Origin of the sequence: Pseudonocardia nematodicida (assembly GCF_040105385.1) — a bacterium.
Taxonomy (GTDB): domain Bacteria; phylum Actinomycetota; class Actinomycetes; order Mycobacteriales; family Pseudonocardiaceae; genus Pseudonocardia; species Pseudonocardia nematodicida.
This window is the reverse complement of the sequence record NZ_JBEDNQ010000002.1, coordinates 571169-584674: the sequence shown is the minus strand read 5'-3', so window position 1 is coordinate 584674 and position 13506 is coordinate 571169. Positions and strand designations below refer to the sequence as shown.

15 protein-coding genes are annotated in these 13506 nt (G+C 72.8%); 7 read left to right on the top strand and 8 right to left on the bottom strand.

Annotated elements, in window-relative coordinates; translation table 11 throughout:
- Positions 1-69: 69 nt before the first annotated feature.
- The 3 genes from WIS52_RS07010 to WIS52_RS07000 all read right to left on the bottom strand — a co-directional run bounded on the left by WIS52_RS07010 (position 70) and on the right by WIS52_RS07000 (position 2626).
- On the bottom strand, positions 70-684 hold the full coding sequence (locus WIS52_RS07010; protein WP_349297298.1) for a hypothetical protein: 615 nt from the start codon (positions 682-684) through the stop codon (positions 70-72).
- A gap of 70 nt (positions 685-754) precedes the next feature.
- Entirely contained in the window at positions 755-1966 is a 1212-nt protein-coding gene (locus WIS52_RS07005; RefSeq protein WP_349297297.1) for an MFS transporter, read from the bottom strand.
- A gap of 81 nt (positions 1967-2047) precedes the next feature.
- Positions 2048-2626, bottom strand: a complete 579-nt coding sequence (locus WIS52_RS07000; RefSeq protein WP_349297296.1) for a P-loop NTPase family protein — start codon at positions 2624-2626, stop codon at positions 2048-2050.
- Between the two features lie 135 nt (positions 2627-2761).
- Here WIS52_RS07000 and WIS52_RS06995 point away from each other — a divergent pair, with 135 nt between their 5' ends.
- The 3 genes from WIS52_RS06995 (at position 2762) to WIS52_RS06985 (ending at position 6904) form a co-directional block, all read left to right on the top strand.
- Entirely contained in the window at positions 2762-4714 is a 1953-nt protein-coding gene (locus WIS52_RS06995) for a S9 family peptidase (protein WP_349297295.1), read from the top strand.
- On the top strand, positions 4708-5445 hold the full coding sequence (locus tag WIS52_RS06990; RefSeq protein ID WP_349297294.1) for a MerR family transcriptional regulator: 738 nt from the start codon (positions 4708-4710) through the stop codon (positions 5443-5445). Before WIS52_RS06995 ends, WIS52_RS06990 begins: the two co-directional genes overlap by 7 nt.
- 130 nt (positions 5446-5575) lie before the next feature.
- On the top strand, positions 5576-6904 hold the full coding sequence (locus WIS52_RS06985) for an NAD(P)/FAD-dependent oxidoreductase (RefSeq protein ID WP_349297293.1): 1329 nt from the start codon (positions 5576-5578) through the stop codon (positions 6902-6904).
- Here the strand turns inward: WIS52_RS06985 and WIS52_RS06980 are convergent.
- Positions 6876-7346 (bottom strand): hypothetical protein, encoded by a 471-nt coding sequence (locus tag WIS52_RS06980; RefSeq protein ID WP_349297292.1) that lies wholly within the window; start codon positions 7344-7346, stop codon positions 6876-6878. The two genes, WIS52_RS06985 and WIS52_RS06980, sit on opposite strands and share 29 nt — an antisense overlap.
- Positions 7347-7426: 80 nt before the next feature.
- On the opposite strand from WIS52_RS06980, the gene WIS52_RS06975 reads away from it, so the two are divergent.
- Positions 7427-8266, top strand: a complete 840-nt coding sequence (locus WIS52_RS06975) for a phosphotransferase (protein WP_349297291.1) — start codon at positions 7427-7429, stop codon at positions 8264-8266.
- 28 nt (positions 8267-8294) lie between these two features.
- The gene (locus WIS52_RS06970; RefSeq protein WP_349297290.1) at positions 8295-8996 is read left to right on the top strand and encodes a carbon-nitrogen hydrolase family protein; all 702 of its coding nucleotides are present in this window, start codon (positions 8295-8297) and stop codon (positions 8994-8996) included.
- Positions 8997-9083: 87 nt separating this feature from the next.
- On the opposite strand, the gene WIS52_RS06965 is transcribed toward WIS52_RS06970, so the two are convergent.
- The 4 genes from WIS52_RS06965 to WIS52_RS06950 all read right to left on the bottom strand — a co-directional run bounded on the left by WIS52_RS06965 (position 9084) and on the right by WIS52_RS06950 (position 12722).
- Positions 9084-9464: a VOC family protein gene (locus WIS52_RS06965; protein WP_349297289.1), complete on the bottom strand. Its 381-nt coding sequence runs from the start codon at positions 9462-9464 to the stop codon at positions 9084-9086.
- A 192-nt stretch (positions 9465-9656) separates the two neighbouring features.
- Positions 9657-11399, bottom strand: coding sequence for a DUF222 domain-containing protein (locus tag WIS52_RS06960; RefSeq protein WP_349297288.1), 1743 nt, complete (start codon positions 11397-11399; stop codon positions 9657-9659).
- A gap of 506 nt (positions 11400-11905) precedes the next feature.
- Complete coding sequence (locus tag WIS52_RS06955) at positions 11906-12217, bottom strand: hypothetical protein (RefSeq protein ID WP_349297287.1); 312 nt, start codon at positions 12215-12217, stop codon at positions 11906-11908.
- Between the two features lie 10 nt (positions 12218-12227).
- Positions 12228-12722: an Lrp/AsnC family transcriptional regulator gene (locus tag WIS52_RS06950; RefSeq protein WP_379611857.1), complete on the bottom strand. Its 495-nt coding sequence runs from the start codon at positions 12720-12722 to the stop codon at positions 12228-12230.
- Here WIS52_RS06950 and WIS52_RS06945 point away from each other — a divergent pair.
- Positions 12696-13013 (top strand): rhodanese-like domain-containing protein, encoded by a 318-nt coding sequence (locus tag WIS52_RS06945; protein ID WP_349297286.1) that lies wholly within the window; start codon positions 12696-12698, stop codon positions 13011-13013. The two genes, WIS52_RS06950 and WIS52_RS06945, sit on opposite strands and share 27 nt — an antisense overlap.
- 76 nt (positions 13014-13089) lie before the next feature.
- A complete protein-coding gene (locus WIS52_RS06940) occupies positions 13090-13473 on the top strand; it encodes a hypothetical protein (RefSeq protein WP_349297285.1) in 384 nt (127 codons plus the stop codon).
- Positions 13474-13506: the final 33 nt, after the last annotated feature.

Below are 13506 nucleotides of genomic sequence, written 5' to 3'. Positions count from 1 at the left end.
ATTCGCGGCGTGCCCACCGAGGCCCCCGCCGTCGAGGCGCGACATCGACTCCCCACGTCGTCGGCCGGGTCAATGCAGGAAGGCGTACGTGACGGCCTCGACCAGCGCGATCCCGAGCAGCATCACGACGATGGCCGGATAGAGACGGATGTTGTCCCTGAAACCCGCTCGGTACCCGGCCCGAGCCGACGGAAGCTGGCGTCGCCGGTAACCGAAGGTCGACCGCCAGAGGACGACGGACCCCAGCATCGCCAGGACATAGGCCTGGAACTCGATCACGAGGACGGGCGAGACGGCGAGGAGTGTCATCGCTCCCTCGGCCGACGTCGGGGCGTACGGCACGCCGATGAACACAGCTCGCCATACCGTCGCGGCCACACCGAAGAAGGGAATGGCGAGCGAGGGCAAAGTCGTCGTCAGCAGGGCCGCGAACAGCAGGTTCCCGAGGAACGTCGCCAGCGTCATCATTACGAAGTTGCCGCTTTCATACGCAGCGACGACGCTGGACGCGCCCGGGGCGTCGAGGAATGCGTCGACATTCTCGAGTCCGGCTTCCTGCATCCCGGGAGTGAGAGCGGTGACGACCATCGTCGCGACGAGGGTGCCGTAGACGACGACGTTGATCAGGAGGTAGGTCCTCCAGTTCTCCCGTAGAACGCTCCGGAAGTTCTCGTAGGTCTTCATGGACATGGTTCCTTCCTTGCGATTGACGTGGAATCGGTGACACCTGGACAGACCAGGTGGTGGGGATGGATCAGGCGTCGTGCAGGCGCAAGCGGCGGAGGCGAGGGGTGAGCAGTGCGCCGGCGGCGGCGAGGATCCACAGCACGGTGAGGACGGTGGTCGCGAGGCGCAGGCCGCTGACCTCGATGAGCACGGCGGCGACACCGATGCCCGCGGCGGGGACCACGGTCATGACGGCGTTCTGCGCGCCCAGCACCGTGCCGCGTCGGGAGTCGGGGACGTTCTCGATGAACGCGAGCCCGACCACGGCGTTCATGCAGCCGCCACCCACGCCCACGACCGCCGCCCCGGCGAAGATCGACCACGCCGGGCCGAGGACACCGAGGATCGAGAACCCCACCGCGACGAGGACGAGGCCGGCGACGAACCACACGCGGTGCGGGATCCGGCGGCCGAGAGCCGCGAAGGATCCGCCGCCGATCAGCAGGCCCGCGGCGAGCGCGCTGAGCACGAATCCGACGAACTGCGGCTCGCCCTGGAACGCGAAGTGGACCGGGATCACCATGCCCTGCGTTGCCGCCAGCACGACGGACAGGGCCATTCCCAGCAGGACCAGTCCGCGCAGTAGCGGTGACCGGACGATGATCCCCAGGCCGTGGAACATGGAGATCGCGGGCCTGGTGGCGGAGGTCTCTGCGTGGTCAGGGGCAGACGCCGCCGCACGTCGCGGAATGGCGAGCGTGAGCGCGGCCGCCAGCGTCGCCAGGCCGGACGTCATCCACAGCACGGTGACCGGCTCGAATGTGGCAACGAGGATTCCTGCGATCGCCGGGCCGAGCAGCAGGGATATCCCGCTCAGCGACTCCCGGATCCCGATGAGCCGCGAGGGGTTCATCTCCGCGGCCCTGGCGATCGCCGGCAGCATCGCCTCCCGTGCGGTGATGCCCGGCACGTCGCCGAACGAGTTCAGAACGGCGACGGCGATGAACCAGCCGAGGCTCAGCCCGACCGTGAGATGAACAATGGGCAGGATCAGCAGTGCCGCCGCCGAGATGACGTCGGACAGAATCGCGGCCGTGCGACGGTTGATCCGATCGACGAGCGAGCCCATGAGCAGCCCCGCCAGGGCCGCGGGCACCGCGGCGGCGATCGCCACGACACCCGCGCTCAATGGGCTACCGGTGGTGAACAGCACCACCAGGGGCAGGGCGATCGCGGTGATCGAGTTTCCCAGCAGCGAGGTGCCGAACGACGCCAGGTAGAAGAAGATGATCCGTCCCATGCGACAAGCTCAAACTACGACGTCGCGTCGGGCTCAAGGCCTTTCGTCGGCGATGACGGGCGGGCCGGAATGGATGCCGGGCTAGTCTCGCCCGGCGCCCTGCAGCGGTCCTGCGATCCAGCCCTCGACCTCCGTCGGCGACTGCAAGCGTACGACCCTCAGCTGGGGGTGCTCCTTCGCCGCGATCGGTACCGACTCGCGGTATTTGTGGCGGGTCGAGATCGCCCATCTCAGGATGTGCTCACGGTCGATCAGCATCCGATGCAGTGGCGGCTCGACGTTTCCGTTCCACAGCACCTCACGGTTCCGGCTGCGGCGCCATGTGCGGCGCGCTACGCGGGGAATGGTCACCGTCCAGAACGGCAGATCGAGCCACACCAGCAGTTCTGCACGCGCAGCGAGCAGCGGGCGGGCAACGCCGTACTGCCACTCGGTGATCCAGGAGTCGGCGGTCACGAGCCGGTGGACGTCGTCGACGAACGACGGACGCGGCCGCCACTCGGGGCCGTGGAAGAGCCCGTCGATCTCGGTGTGCGGAACGTCCAGGACCGGTGCGATACGGGCGGCCAGGGTCGTCTTGCCCGACCCGGACACCCCGGCGACGACGATGCGGCGCGGCCGGTCGGGTAGCGGATCCCTCCAGCGCAGCACGCCGCTCACCGTACGACGCGCTCCCGCCCGCGCCTCCGTTGTCAGCGGTGTGTGGCATGGCTCATGCCAGCAAGACTTGAGCCCGACGCGACGTCGGAGTCTGAACTCGGGGGTGTCCGCACACGACACCCCTGGAGGCACCCCATGACCACGCAGCCCACCCTGATCACCGTCGAGGAGTTCTTCGACCCGCCCGCCCGCACCGGCGCCCAGATCTCCCCGGACGGCACCAAGGTCGCCTTCCTCGCCCCGTGGCGGGACCGGCTCAACGTCTTCGTCCGCGACCTGGACGGCGACTGGCCCGAGACCGACGCCGCCGACGACCCCGCGGCCCGCCGGGTCACCGCCGACGACCACCGCAGCATCGGCGCGTTCCACTGGACCGCCGACTCGCATCACCTGCTCTACCTGCAGGACACCGACGGCGACGAGAACCACCACCTGCTGCGCGTGGAGCCGGCCCGTCCCGACGAGCCGGCGGTCGACCTCACCCCGATCCCGGGCGTCCGGGTGGAGGGCATCCAGTTCGGCGCCGACCGGCCCGGGTCGGTGTTCGTGCAGCTCAACGCGCGCCGCCCCGAGTTGATGGACTTCCACGAGGTGGACCTCGAGACCGGCGAGCGGACCGTGCTCGCCGAGAACCCCGGCGACGTCTTCAGCTGGCTGCGCACCGCGCAGGGGCGGATCCTGGCCTTCGCCATCGCCGAGGACGGTACGCACCTGCTCTCCGAGTGGGACGACGGCGCACCCCGTCTGATCAACCGGTTCTCCGGGCTCGACCACCTCTTCGGCCTCCTGCCGGGCGTCCCCACCCCGGACGGGACCGAGTTGTGGATCGGGTCGTCGCGCGGGTCGGACCGCACCCGGCTGGTCCGGGTCGACCTCGACACCGGCGAGGAGCTCGGGGTGGACAGCCACCCGGTGTTCGACCTGGACACCCGGCCGGCGGTCGACCGGAGCGCCCCCTCGGCGCTGATCGTGCACCCGGGCACCGGGGAGCTGCTCGGCGCCCGCTACCTCGGCGCCCGCCAGGAGATCCACGCCCTCGACCCGCACTTCGCCGCGGTCCTGCCGCGGCTGGCCGAGCTCTCCGACGGCGACCTCGCCCACGTCTCGGCCGACGCGACCGGCCGGCGTTGGGTCGTGGACTTCACCCACGACCGCGACCCCCGCGTCACCTGGTTCTACGACCACACCACCGGGCTCGCGCGCCGGCTGTTCCGCCCCTACCCGCACCTCGACCCGGCCACGCTGGCACCGGTCACGCCGATCACCGTCAGCGCACGCGACGGGATCGACCTGACGCTGCACCTCACGCTGCCCCTCGGCGTCGAGCACCGCGACCTGCCGACGGTCGTGGTGCTGCACGGCGGGCCCTGGTACCGCGACAGCTGGGGTTACGACCCGGAGGTGCAGCTGCTGGCCAACCGCGGCTACGCGGTGCTGCAGGTCAACTTCCGCGGCTCCACCGGCTACGGCAAGGCCCACACCCAGGCCGCGATCGGCGAGTTCGCCGGGCGGATGCACGACGACGTCGTCGACGCCGTGGACTGGGCGATCGCCGAGGGCTACACCGACCGCGACCGGGTCGCGATCTACGGGGGCTCCTACGGCGGGTACGCCGCCATGGTCGGGGCCGCGTTCACCCCGGACCGGTTCGCCGCCGCGATCAGCTACGTCGGCATGTCCGACCTCACCGACCTGGCGCGACAGACCCTTCCGTTCGCGCGGCGTCTGGCCGTCAACAGCTTCGGCCGCTACATGGGCGACCCGGACGTCCCGGAGCAGGAGGCCGACATGCTCGCCCGGTCCCCGATCAACCGGGTCGACGACATCACCGCGCCGATGCTGCTCGTCCACGGCGCGGAGGACGTCCGCGTCCACCGCAGCAACTCCGACCGGGTCCACGAGGCCCTGCGCGCCCGGGGTGTCGAGGTGGAGTACCTGCTCAACGAGCGCGAGGGCCACGGGTTCTCCAACCCGGACAGCAACATCGAGCTGTACCGCACGATGGAGCGGTTCCTGTCGCGTCACATCGGCGGACGCAGTGATGGCATGGTCGTCGCCGTGAGCACGGAAGGAGCCCACGGTTGCTGAGCAGCGAACTGGCCGACCTGGCCGGCGTCACCGTCCGGACCCTGCGGCACTACCACCAGATCGGGTTGCTGCCCGAGCCGCCGCGCTCGACCGGCGGGTACCGCCGCTACGACGTCGGCCACCTCGTCCGGCTCCTGCGCATCACCCGGCTGACCGCGCTCGGCGTGCCGCTGTCCTCGCTGGCGACGGTGCTGGACGACCCGGACGCGGCGGAGGAGCTGCTCGACGAGCTCGACCAGCAGGCGTCCGCCGAGATCGAGCGGCTCACGGCCCGCCGGTCCACCATCGCGGCGCTGCGTCGTGCCGGAGCACCTCCGGACCTGACCCCGGAGATCGCGGCGTTCCGCTCCGCGCCCACGTCCCTGCCGGCCGGCATGGCCCGGTACGAGCACGAACACCTGGTCCTGGCCGGGCACCTGATCGGCGACGCCGGCCGTGGCGAACTCATCACCCTGCTCAGCGCGGCGGAGGAGAACGCGGAGGTCGCCGAGTCGCTGAGTGCCCGGTTCTACGCGCTCGACTCCGAGGCGTCGGAGGAGGACGTCTCCGCGCTGGTCGACGACTGGGCCGCCCATCTCCGGCCGATCCTGGAGCGGGTGGGCGAGCAGCCGGAGCTGAGCCGGCGGGCGTCGACCCTGCTGGACGAGTTCGGCGAGCGCTCGCTCAAGCCGGTCCAGCATCGCGTCCTCCGCCGTCTCGAGGCGCAACTGGCAGCCACCGGCGGAGCGTGACAGGGTCCGCGGGAGCGGCCGCTCCGCACGATCGTGCGATGTCGGCGGGCCGGGCCGCGGCGACGGTGGACCGTCCGACACGGCGGAGAGGTACCAGCGATGATCGATCCGGACCCGGGCTGAGGACGTCGTGCCCCGTCGTGTGCTGGTCGTCGGAGCCGGGTTCGCGGGCCTGTACGCGGCCCGCGGACTGGAGCGGCTGCTGCCCGGCGACACCGCCGAACTGACCCTGGTGTCGCCGCGGAACTACTTCCTCTACAGCCCGCTGCTCCCGGACGTGACCGCCGGGATCGTCGAGCCCCGGCACATCGCGGTCCCGCTGCACCAGGTGCTGCGCCGCACCCGGATCGTCATCGGGCGGGTCACGACCGTCGACGTCGCCGCGCGGACCCTGCAGGTCGACACGGGGGAGACCCTCGGCTGGGACCGGCTGGTCCTGACCCCGGGTTCGGTCACCCGCCAGTTCGACGTCCCCGGGGTGCCCGAGCGCGCGCACGGGGTGAAGACGCTGGGGGAGGCGCGGTACCTGCGCGACCACCTGCTCGGTGAGCTGGACCGGGCCGACGCGCTGCCCCCGGGGTCGGACGGCGAGCGGCGCGAGCGCCTCGGCGTCGTCGCGGTGGGCGCGGGGTACAGCAGCACCGAGGTCGTCGCCCAGCTCCAGCGGATGGTCGACGCGGTGTCCGCGCGGTGGGAGCGGGTGCGGCCGGGCGACGTCCGCTGGACCCTGGTCGACGTCGCCGACAGCGTGCTGCCCGAGCTCGGGCCCCGACTCGGCCGCGCCGCGCTGGACGTGCTGCGCCGCCGCGGCGTCGACGTCCGCCTCGGGGTGACCGTGGCCTCGGCCGACGACCACGCGGTCACCCTGACCGACGGGGCCGTCGTCCCTGCCCGCACCCTGGTCTGGGGCGCCGGGGTGGTGGCGAATCCGCTGGTGGGGAGCCTGGGGCTGCCGACCGAGAAGGGCCGGCTCGTCGTCGACGCGCGGCTGCGGGTGCCCGGGACGCCCGGGGTGTGGGCGGCCGGCGACGCCGCGGCAGTACCCGACCTGACCGCGGACCAGGGCGCCGGCGGTCGGGCGCGGGTGACGCCGCCGACCGCGCAGCACGCCCTGCGGCAGGGGTGTGCGCTGGCCCGGAACGTGGCCGCGTCACTCGGCGTCGGCCGGTCCCGGGACTACCGGCACCACGACCTCGGCCTGGTCGCCGACCTCGGCGGCCGCGACGCGCTCGCCCGGCCGCTGGGGATCCCGCTCACCGGCCTCCCGGCCAAGGTCGTCACCCGCGGCTACCACCTGTTCGCGCTGCCGGACACGGCGAGCGCGGTGCGGGTCGCCGGCGACTGGCTGCTCTCGGCGGTGCTGCCCGTCCAGGGCGCCGCGATCACGGAGATCCCCGACGAGGACGCGCTGATCCCGCAGGCCCAGCACGTCACCCCGCCGCGGGCTCCCGCAGGTTGACCTTCGCCACGTCCCCGACCTCGCTCGCGTCGCCGCTCAGCGCGCTGCGCGTCGCCCACAGCGTGAACCCGCGGGCCTGGTCGAACGTGACCTTCGGCGGCAGGGCGATCTCGCGTCGCTCGGTGCGGACGCCGACGCCGGCCGGCCCGGGATGTCGCTCAGGGCGACGTCCCCCGGTACCCGCCGGCCGATCGACGACGGCGGCGACGCCTCCGCGCTCGAGCGCGGTCCGCATCGCGACCCGCAGCACCCGGGGGAGCTGACCAGCTCGGAGTAGACGCTGCACTCGCGGAACAGCTCCTGCGGGCGGTCCGTCGAAGGCCGGCCCCCGCAGCGGGTTGGCCGGCGCGCGGACGCTCAGGCCGGAGACCTGCAGCTCCCGGATGACGTCGGCGAACGCACCGTGGACCAGCACGACGGTCGGTGCGGTGGTCGTGGTCATCGGATGTCCTTCCGGTGGTGGCGTCGGGGAGCCGGTGCACGACGTTGACCGTGCGGTGCGCATCGCACGAATGTGTGTGCGTGCCCCCGACCTCGCGCACCCTCTCCGCTCGTCAGACCGCGTTGCTCGACGCCTGGCTGCCCGGCGCCGTGACCGTCCGCGACCACTCCTGGGGTGTCGTTGGCACGACCGTTCTCCAGCTCCGCCACGGCGACCGGGACGTGATCGTCAAGGCCGGCGACGACGCCGACACGCACCTCACCCGCGAGCTCCGCGCGCACCGCGAGTGGCTCGCACCGTGGCGGGGCAGCGCCCCGGAACTGCTGCACGCCGACGACGACGCGAAGCTCCTCGTCACCCGCTACCTGCCGGGCACGCTCGTCGAGGACCACCCGGCGGAGGCCGATCCGGAGACTTATCGGCAGGCCGGGCGGCTGCTCGCGGACCTGCACGACCAGCCGGGGGCGACGGATCCCGGCTACGAGACGCGGATGCGTGCCCGGGCCGTGCGCCACCTGGACGGCCCGCACCGCATCGATCCGGCGACCGAGGAGCGCCTGCGGGCCGAGGTCACGTCCTGGCCGGACGGACCGGCATCGCTCGTCCCGACGCACGGCGACTGGCAGCCACGCAATTGGCTGGTGCACGACGGCGTCGTCGCAGTGATCGACTTCGGGCGCGCGGACCTGCGACCGGCACACACCGACCTGTGCCGGCTGGCCGTGCAGCAGTTCCGGGGGCGCCCGGATCTGGAGGCGGCCTTCCTGGACGGGTACGGCCGGGACCCGCGCGACCCGGCCGCGTGGCGACGGGAGCTGCTGCGGGAGGCGATCAGCACCGCCGTCTGGGCGTACGGGGTCGGGGACGAGGCGTTCGAGCGTCAGGGGCACCGGATGGTGGTCGAGGCGCTCGACGGCTGACGGGCACGCGTCCTGCACACTCGCCGGTGTGCCGACCCCGCTGACCGTCGCCGCTGCTCAGCCGACCTGTCGTCCGGGCGACGTCGCCGCCAACGTGCACGCTCATGCCGACCTGGTGCGACGCGCAGCGGCCCGGGTGGTGGTATTCCCGGAGCTGTCCCTGACCGGCTACGTGCTCGACTCCGAGGACGTGGAGCCGAACTCGCCGGTCGTCGCCCCGCTCGCCGCGGCCTGCCGCGAGACCGGGACGGTCGCGCTGGTGGGAGCGCCCGTCGTCGAGTCGGGACGGCGCTACATCGCCGTGCTCGCCGTCGACGGCGACGCGGTCACGGTCGCCTACCGCAAGACGTGGCTCGGAGGCGACGAGGCGGATCACTTCGATCGGGGCGACGGCCCCACCGTGCGGGTGGTCGACGGCCGACGGCTGGGCCTGGCGATCTGCAAGGACACCGGTTCGTTCCAGCACACGGCCGGGACCGCCGCGCTGGGGATCGACGTGTATGTGGCCGGGGTCGTCCACCGGCCCGACGAGCTCGCCGAGCAGGAGGCCCGCGCCACGGTGATCGCCCGGGCGTGCGCGGCCCACGTCGTACTCGCCGGCGCGGCCGGGAACGTCGGTCCGGCGTATCCGGTCACCGCCGGCACGTCCGCGGTGTGGGCGCCGTCCGGGGCGGTCGTCGTGCGCGCCGGGCCCGAGCCGGACGCCATCGCCCTCGCCACCCTGGCGTGAGGCGCGCCGTGGACCGACGGTTCGGGGTGGCGTTCCTGGGCGGTCGCGCCGTCGGGCGGGCTCACAGCTCGGGCCACCACGTGGCCGTCACAGCGGGGGGATGCGGGCCTTCAGCAGGCAGAACTCGTTGCCCTCGGGGTCGGCGAGGACGTGCCAGGACTCGCGGCCGGTCTGTCCGACGTCGGCCGGGCGGGCACCGAGCGCCAGCAGGCGTTCGAGTTCGGCGTCCTGGTCGCGGTCGGTGGCGTTGACGTCGATGTGCAGCCGGAGAGTCGTGTTCTCCAGCTCGTCCCTGGGGCTGAGGATCATCGTCGGCTGGGAGCCGCCGAACCCGTCACGTGCACCGATCTCCACCGAGCCGTCGGCCTCGCGGTCGAGCACGACGAAGTCGAGGACCTCGCACCAGAACCGCGCCTGCGCCTCCGGATCGCGGCACTCGAGCACGAGCTCACCGATACGACACGCCACGACGACACCTGCTCTCGGCTCGGGAGCCGACGACGCTAGTGGGGGAGGGGAGGAGGAGCGAGATCTTTTCGGACTCGGACTCGGACTCGGACTCGAGCTCGCGGCTCACCGAGCTCCTGGCGCGTCGGGGAGCGCCCCCACCGCGGGACGTGGGCGTCCGGGCGTCACCACTCCGGTCGGTCGACGGCACCGTCAGAACGGTGGCGGCATGTCCGGGTCCTGGGCGGTCTCAGCGGGGGCCGGCGCGGTGGGTGGGGTCGGTGGTTGGGGTAGTGGGTCGGTGAAGGGTGTGTAGTCCTTGGGGTAGGTGGTGCGGGACCAGCCGCAGGGGCTGATCCATTCCAGGCCGCCGTCGGGGTGGGAGATGGCGCGCCAGCCGGGGGCGTCTTTGAGTTTGTGGGTGCTGGTGCAGAAGCCGTGCAGGTTCTCGGCGCTGGTGTGTCCGTTGTGGCCGCCGCCGTAGGGGATGTGGTGGTCGAGCTCGCGGATGTCGCGGGTGCAGAGGGCTCCGCGGCAGTGTCCGTCGCGGGCGCGGACGTGGTCGTCGAGGTTGGCGGGTGGGGTGTAGGTGCTGCGCCCGTAGTCGAGGCACTGCCCGGTGACCGGGTCGGTGACGATGCGGGCCAGGGAGCCGCCGGCGGACAGGGCACGGGCCGTCACTGCGGGGATGGGTCCGTGGCCGACCAGTTCGGCGGGACGCTCGGAGCCCAGGAGGGTGTCGAGGCCGACCACGACCTGGATCAGGGGTTTGCGGCCGATCACGGTGTTGGGGTCGGGCTTGGTGGCCAGGGCCTGGGCGACCGCCGCGGCGATCACCTCCCGCGAGACGATCGCAGCCGGGGCGGCAGGTCCGGCGGGTGCGGCAGCGGCCTCGTGCTGCCGCGTGGCTCCGGTCGCGTCATCGCCGTTCGTCCCGTCGTCGTCGGATGGTGTGCCGGGCTGTGCGGCGGTGCTGGTCGCACCCTCGGCGCCGGAGGGGCGGGCGTCGCCCGCGGGCGAGGCCGTCTGCGCCGCGGCGAGCACGCTCGCCACCGCGGACTCGACCGCGCCGAGGTCGGTGACCGACATGGTGCCTTGGAGCAGGTGGTGGGCGATGTCGACCCGGCGCTGGTCCAGGGTGCGGGTGTCCTGCGTGCCCAGTGAGCGGGCCATCCGGTCCACACACCGCCAGGAGGCTTCGGTCTGCTCGGCGGTCCCGGAGATCCACAGCGATCCCATGCCCTCCTCACCGCGGTTGATCGACATCCGCCGGTCGGCCTTGGCGACGGCATGCCGGCGCTGGGCCCCGTCAGGGTCGAGGCGGGCGATGGCGCGCCGGATCCGGTCAGACAGCTGACGGCGGGTCGCCTCCCCGGCGCCGGGCAGCACGGCCGCTTCGACTTCGCGGGCCAGGTCGTCGGAGAGCACGGTGGTGGCGTGAGAGATCTGGTCGGCGCGGCGTTCGTCGATCCGTCCGGCCTCCCACGCGGCCAACGTGGCGGGCAGGACGTCGGTGAACCGGCGGGCGCGCCCGATCATCGACAGGGCCTCCTCACGCGAGATCGAGAACACCAGAGAGATCTGGTCGGGCAGCCAGCGCGAGACCGGACAGACCGCTCTCGGGTCGGCATCAGGTGGGGCGGCGCTGCTGCCGTGCGGGTAGCGGGCGGTGAACACCCCGACCATCCGCATCGTGATCGCGGCGAAGCTTTCCCGCAGCCGTGCCGCGCTCTCGGCGAGGGCGAGCACCTCGGTGTCGGTGCACAGTTGCGGGGCGGCCGCGGCGGTCTGGACCTGCAACGCCAGCCCGGGCCCGACCGGGGTGTCGGGCAGTGTCGCAAGTCCCCAGGGCTCGTCCGGGTCGTCGAGCTGGTCGCAGAGTTCCCGGCACACCGAGGGCGGCCAGCCGTGCGCACACAGCTCGACCGCGAGTAGCGGGCCGCCGATGTCGCTCATGTGTTCGAGTATAGGCCTCCGGCCAGCACTCTGATGGCCACTGGACGCACGAACGCGACCACTTGGCGACCAGCAATCGCAAGCATCGCCCGCCCTCGATCGAAGCATCCCGTGAGGAGTACCGGAGAGCTCTCGCCACAGGATCGAACTACCCTCAGGTGCCCCTCACCAATGATCCTGTCCCGCGGGGCGCCGTCCCAGCGGTCGCGGGCGCCGCAACCGTCCCGGGGCCGGCGGCCGACTGCCCGAGTCCGCGCGGCCCGCGGCCAGGTTCTCGGGAGTCGGGTCGGAGTCGCCGGCAGTGAGAAGCGCACTCGGTGCGAGGTGATATCGCTGCTCGGGATGCTCCCGCCCGCGAGGAGCCGCTGGGACGAGCCGCTGCGACGAGGCGCCGCGACGTGCCCGGTGCCCGGTGCATGCCCGGGTGGGCGACGTCCGGCTCGGCCGTGCTGGGACGGACGCGGCCGGCAGGACGTCGGTCCCGCCGTCGCCCCCGGCCGTCACGATCAGGACCCGCCCGACCTCCGCCAGGCGGCGACGGCCTCGCTCGTCGCCGTCCCATACGTCCGCGACTGGTCCCGGTCCCGGTACGGCGACGTGCTGTCGCGCGCGGCCGGGGCGCTCATGTGGACGGCGTCGGCGAGCTCGTGCAGGTATCCGCGCCCCTGCTCGTCCAGGGCCCGCCGCTCGGACCCGTCGAGCTCGATCAGCACCGAGTACCCGAAGGCGCCGTGGTTGCAGTTCACATCCAGGTACAGCCGGTCACCGTCACGCATGAGGAACCAGCTGCGCGGCTCGTGGTCGACGACCTGCATCACGGACCCGAGACTACGACCGCGGCGGCAGCGCCCGGCGATCGAGCACCGACGAGTACACGACGCTCGTAGTGACGCTGCCCAGCGCCCCGATCCGGCCCGCCACCTGCTCGAGGTGCCGCATCGAGGCGGCGTGGACCTTCATGACGAAGCAGTCGTCCCCGGTGACGTGGTGGGCCTCGATCACCTCGGGTACCTCGGCCAGCAGCCGGTGCAGCGGCTCGTACCGGCTGCTCGGGTAGCGCAGCCGCAGGAACGCCATGATCGTGTAGCGCATGCGCTCCGGGTCGACGACCGCGGCGTAGCCGGCGATCACGCCCTCCTGCTCGAGACGGCGTACGCGCTCGGTGACCGCGCTGTGCGACATCGAGACGGTGCGCGACAGCTCCGCGACGCTGAGCCGGCCGTTCCGTTGCAGCTCGTCGAGGATCGCGGCGTCCACACCGCCCTCGAGGCCGGCGACGACGTCGTCGTCCTCGACGTGCGCGGCGACGCCGCGTGGGCGCACGGCCGGCTGCCGGGGGCGCTGCACATGCCGGCGGCGACGATCCGCTCGCGCGCCGCGACCGAGATCGACCCCGACGCGCGGGTCGTCGTCCACTGCTGGGGCCCCGGCTGCAACGGCGCGACGAAGGCGGCGCTCGCGCTGGCCGAGCTCGGCTACGACGTCCGCGAGATGATCGGCGGGTTCGAGTACTGGGTGCGCGAAGGGCTCCCGGTGGACACCGCCGGCGGCCGGGTCGCGCGGACCCCGGACGACCTCACCGTCGTCCCCGCGGCGGCAGGCTGCGAGTGCTGAGCGGGCCGATGTGCTCCGCAGCCGGACCGTCGCCGACCGCTCGCCCCGTGACCGGATCCACGGCAGGCTGTCGAGCGTGGTGGAGACCGTGCTCGAGAACCTGCTCGCCGTGCTGGGCGTGGTGCTCGTGCTGATCGGGGCCCGCGTCGTGCGCCACGTCCACCGCTCCCGCCGGGCCCGGAAGCGCAGCCGCGAGGCCTTCCGGGACGCCTGCCGGGTGGCCTGGCTGGACGGCGAGGCCGGCGGTCTCCCCGCTCTGGCCGGGACCCAGCGCGCCGACGGGATGCCGATGTCGGCCCGGGCCGTCGAACTGCTCGCGGCGGTGTACCGGCAGGAGGCTCACGACCTCAGGCACGACCTGCGCACCCGGGTGATCGACGCGCCCGGGGCGGACGGCGACGCGGCCGCCTTCGCCCGGGCCCGCGCGCTCGCGCCGTTGCCGGTCCCGGAACGCTTCTGAGGACGCGCACGAGGTCACCGCGCGTGGTGTCCG

What these genes read in the sequence shown, in the direction of transcription:
- WIS52_RS07010 (WP_349297298.1), bottom strand. Translation starts at nt 684, where the DNA reads ATGAAGACCTACGAGAACTTCCGGAGCGTTCTACGGGAGAACTGGAGG.
- WIS52_RS07005 (WP_349297297.1), bottom strand. Translation starts at nt 1,966, where the DNA reads ATGGGACGGATCATCTTCTTCTACCTGGCGTCGTTCGGCACCTCGCTG.
- WIS52_RS06995 (WP_349297295.1), top strand. Translation starts at nt 2,762, where the DNA reads ATGACCACGCAGCCCACCCTGATCACCGTCGAGGAGTTCTTCGACCCG.
- WIS52_RS06980 (WP_349297292.1), bottom strand. Translation starts at nt 7,346, where the DNA reads ATGACCACGACCACCGCACCGACCGTCGTGCTGGTCCACGGTGCGTTC.
- WIS52_RS06960 (WP_349297288.1), bottom strand. Translation starts at nt 11,399, where the DNA reads ATGAGCGACATCGGCGGCCCGCTACTCGCGGTCGAGCTGTGTGCGCAC.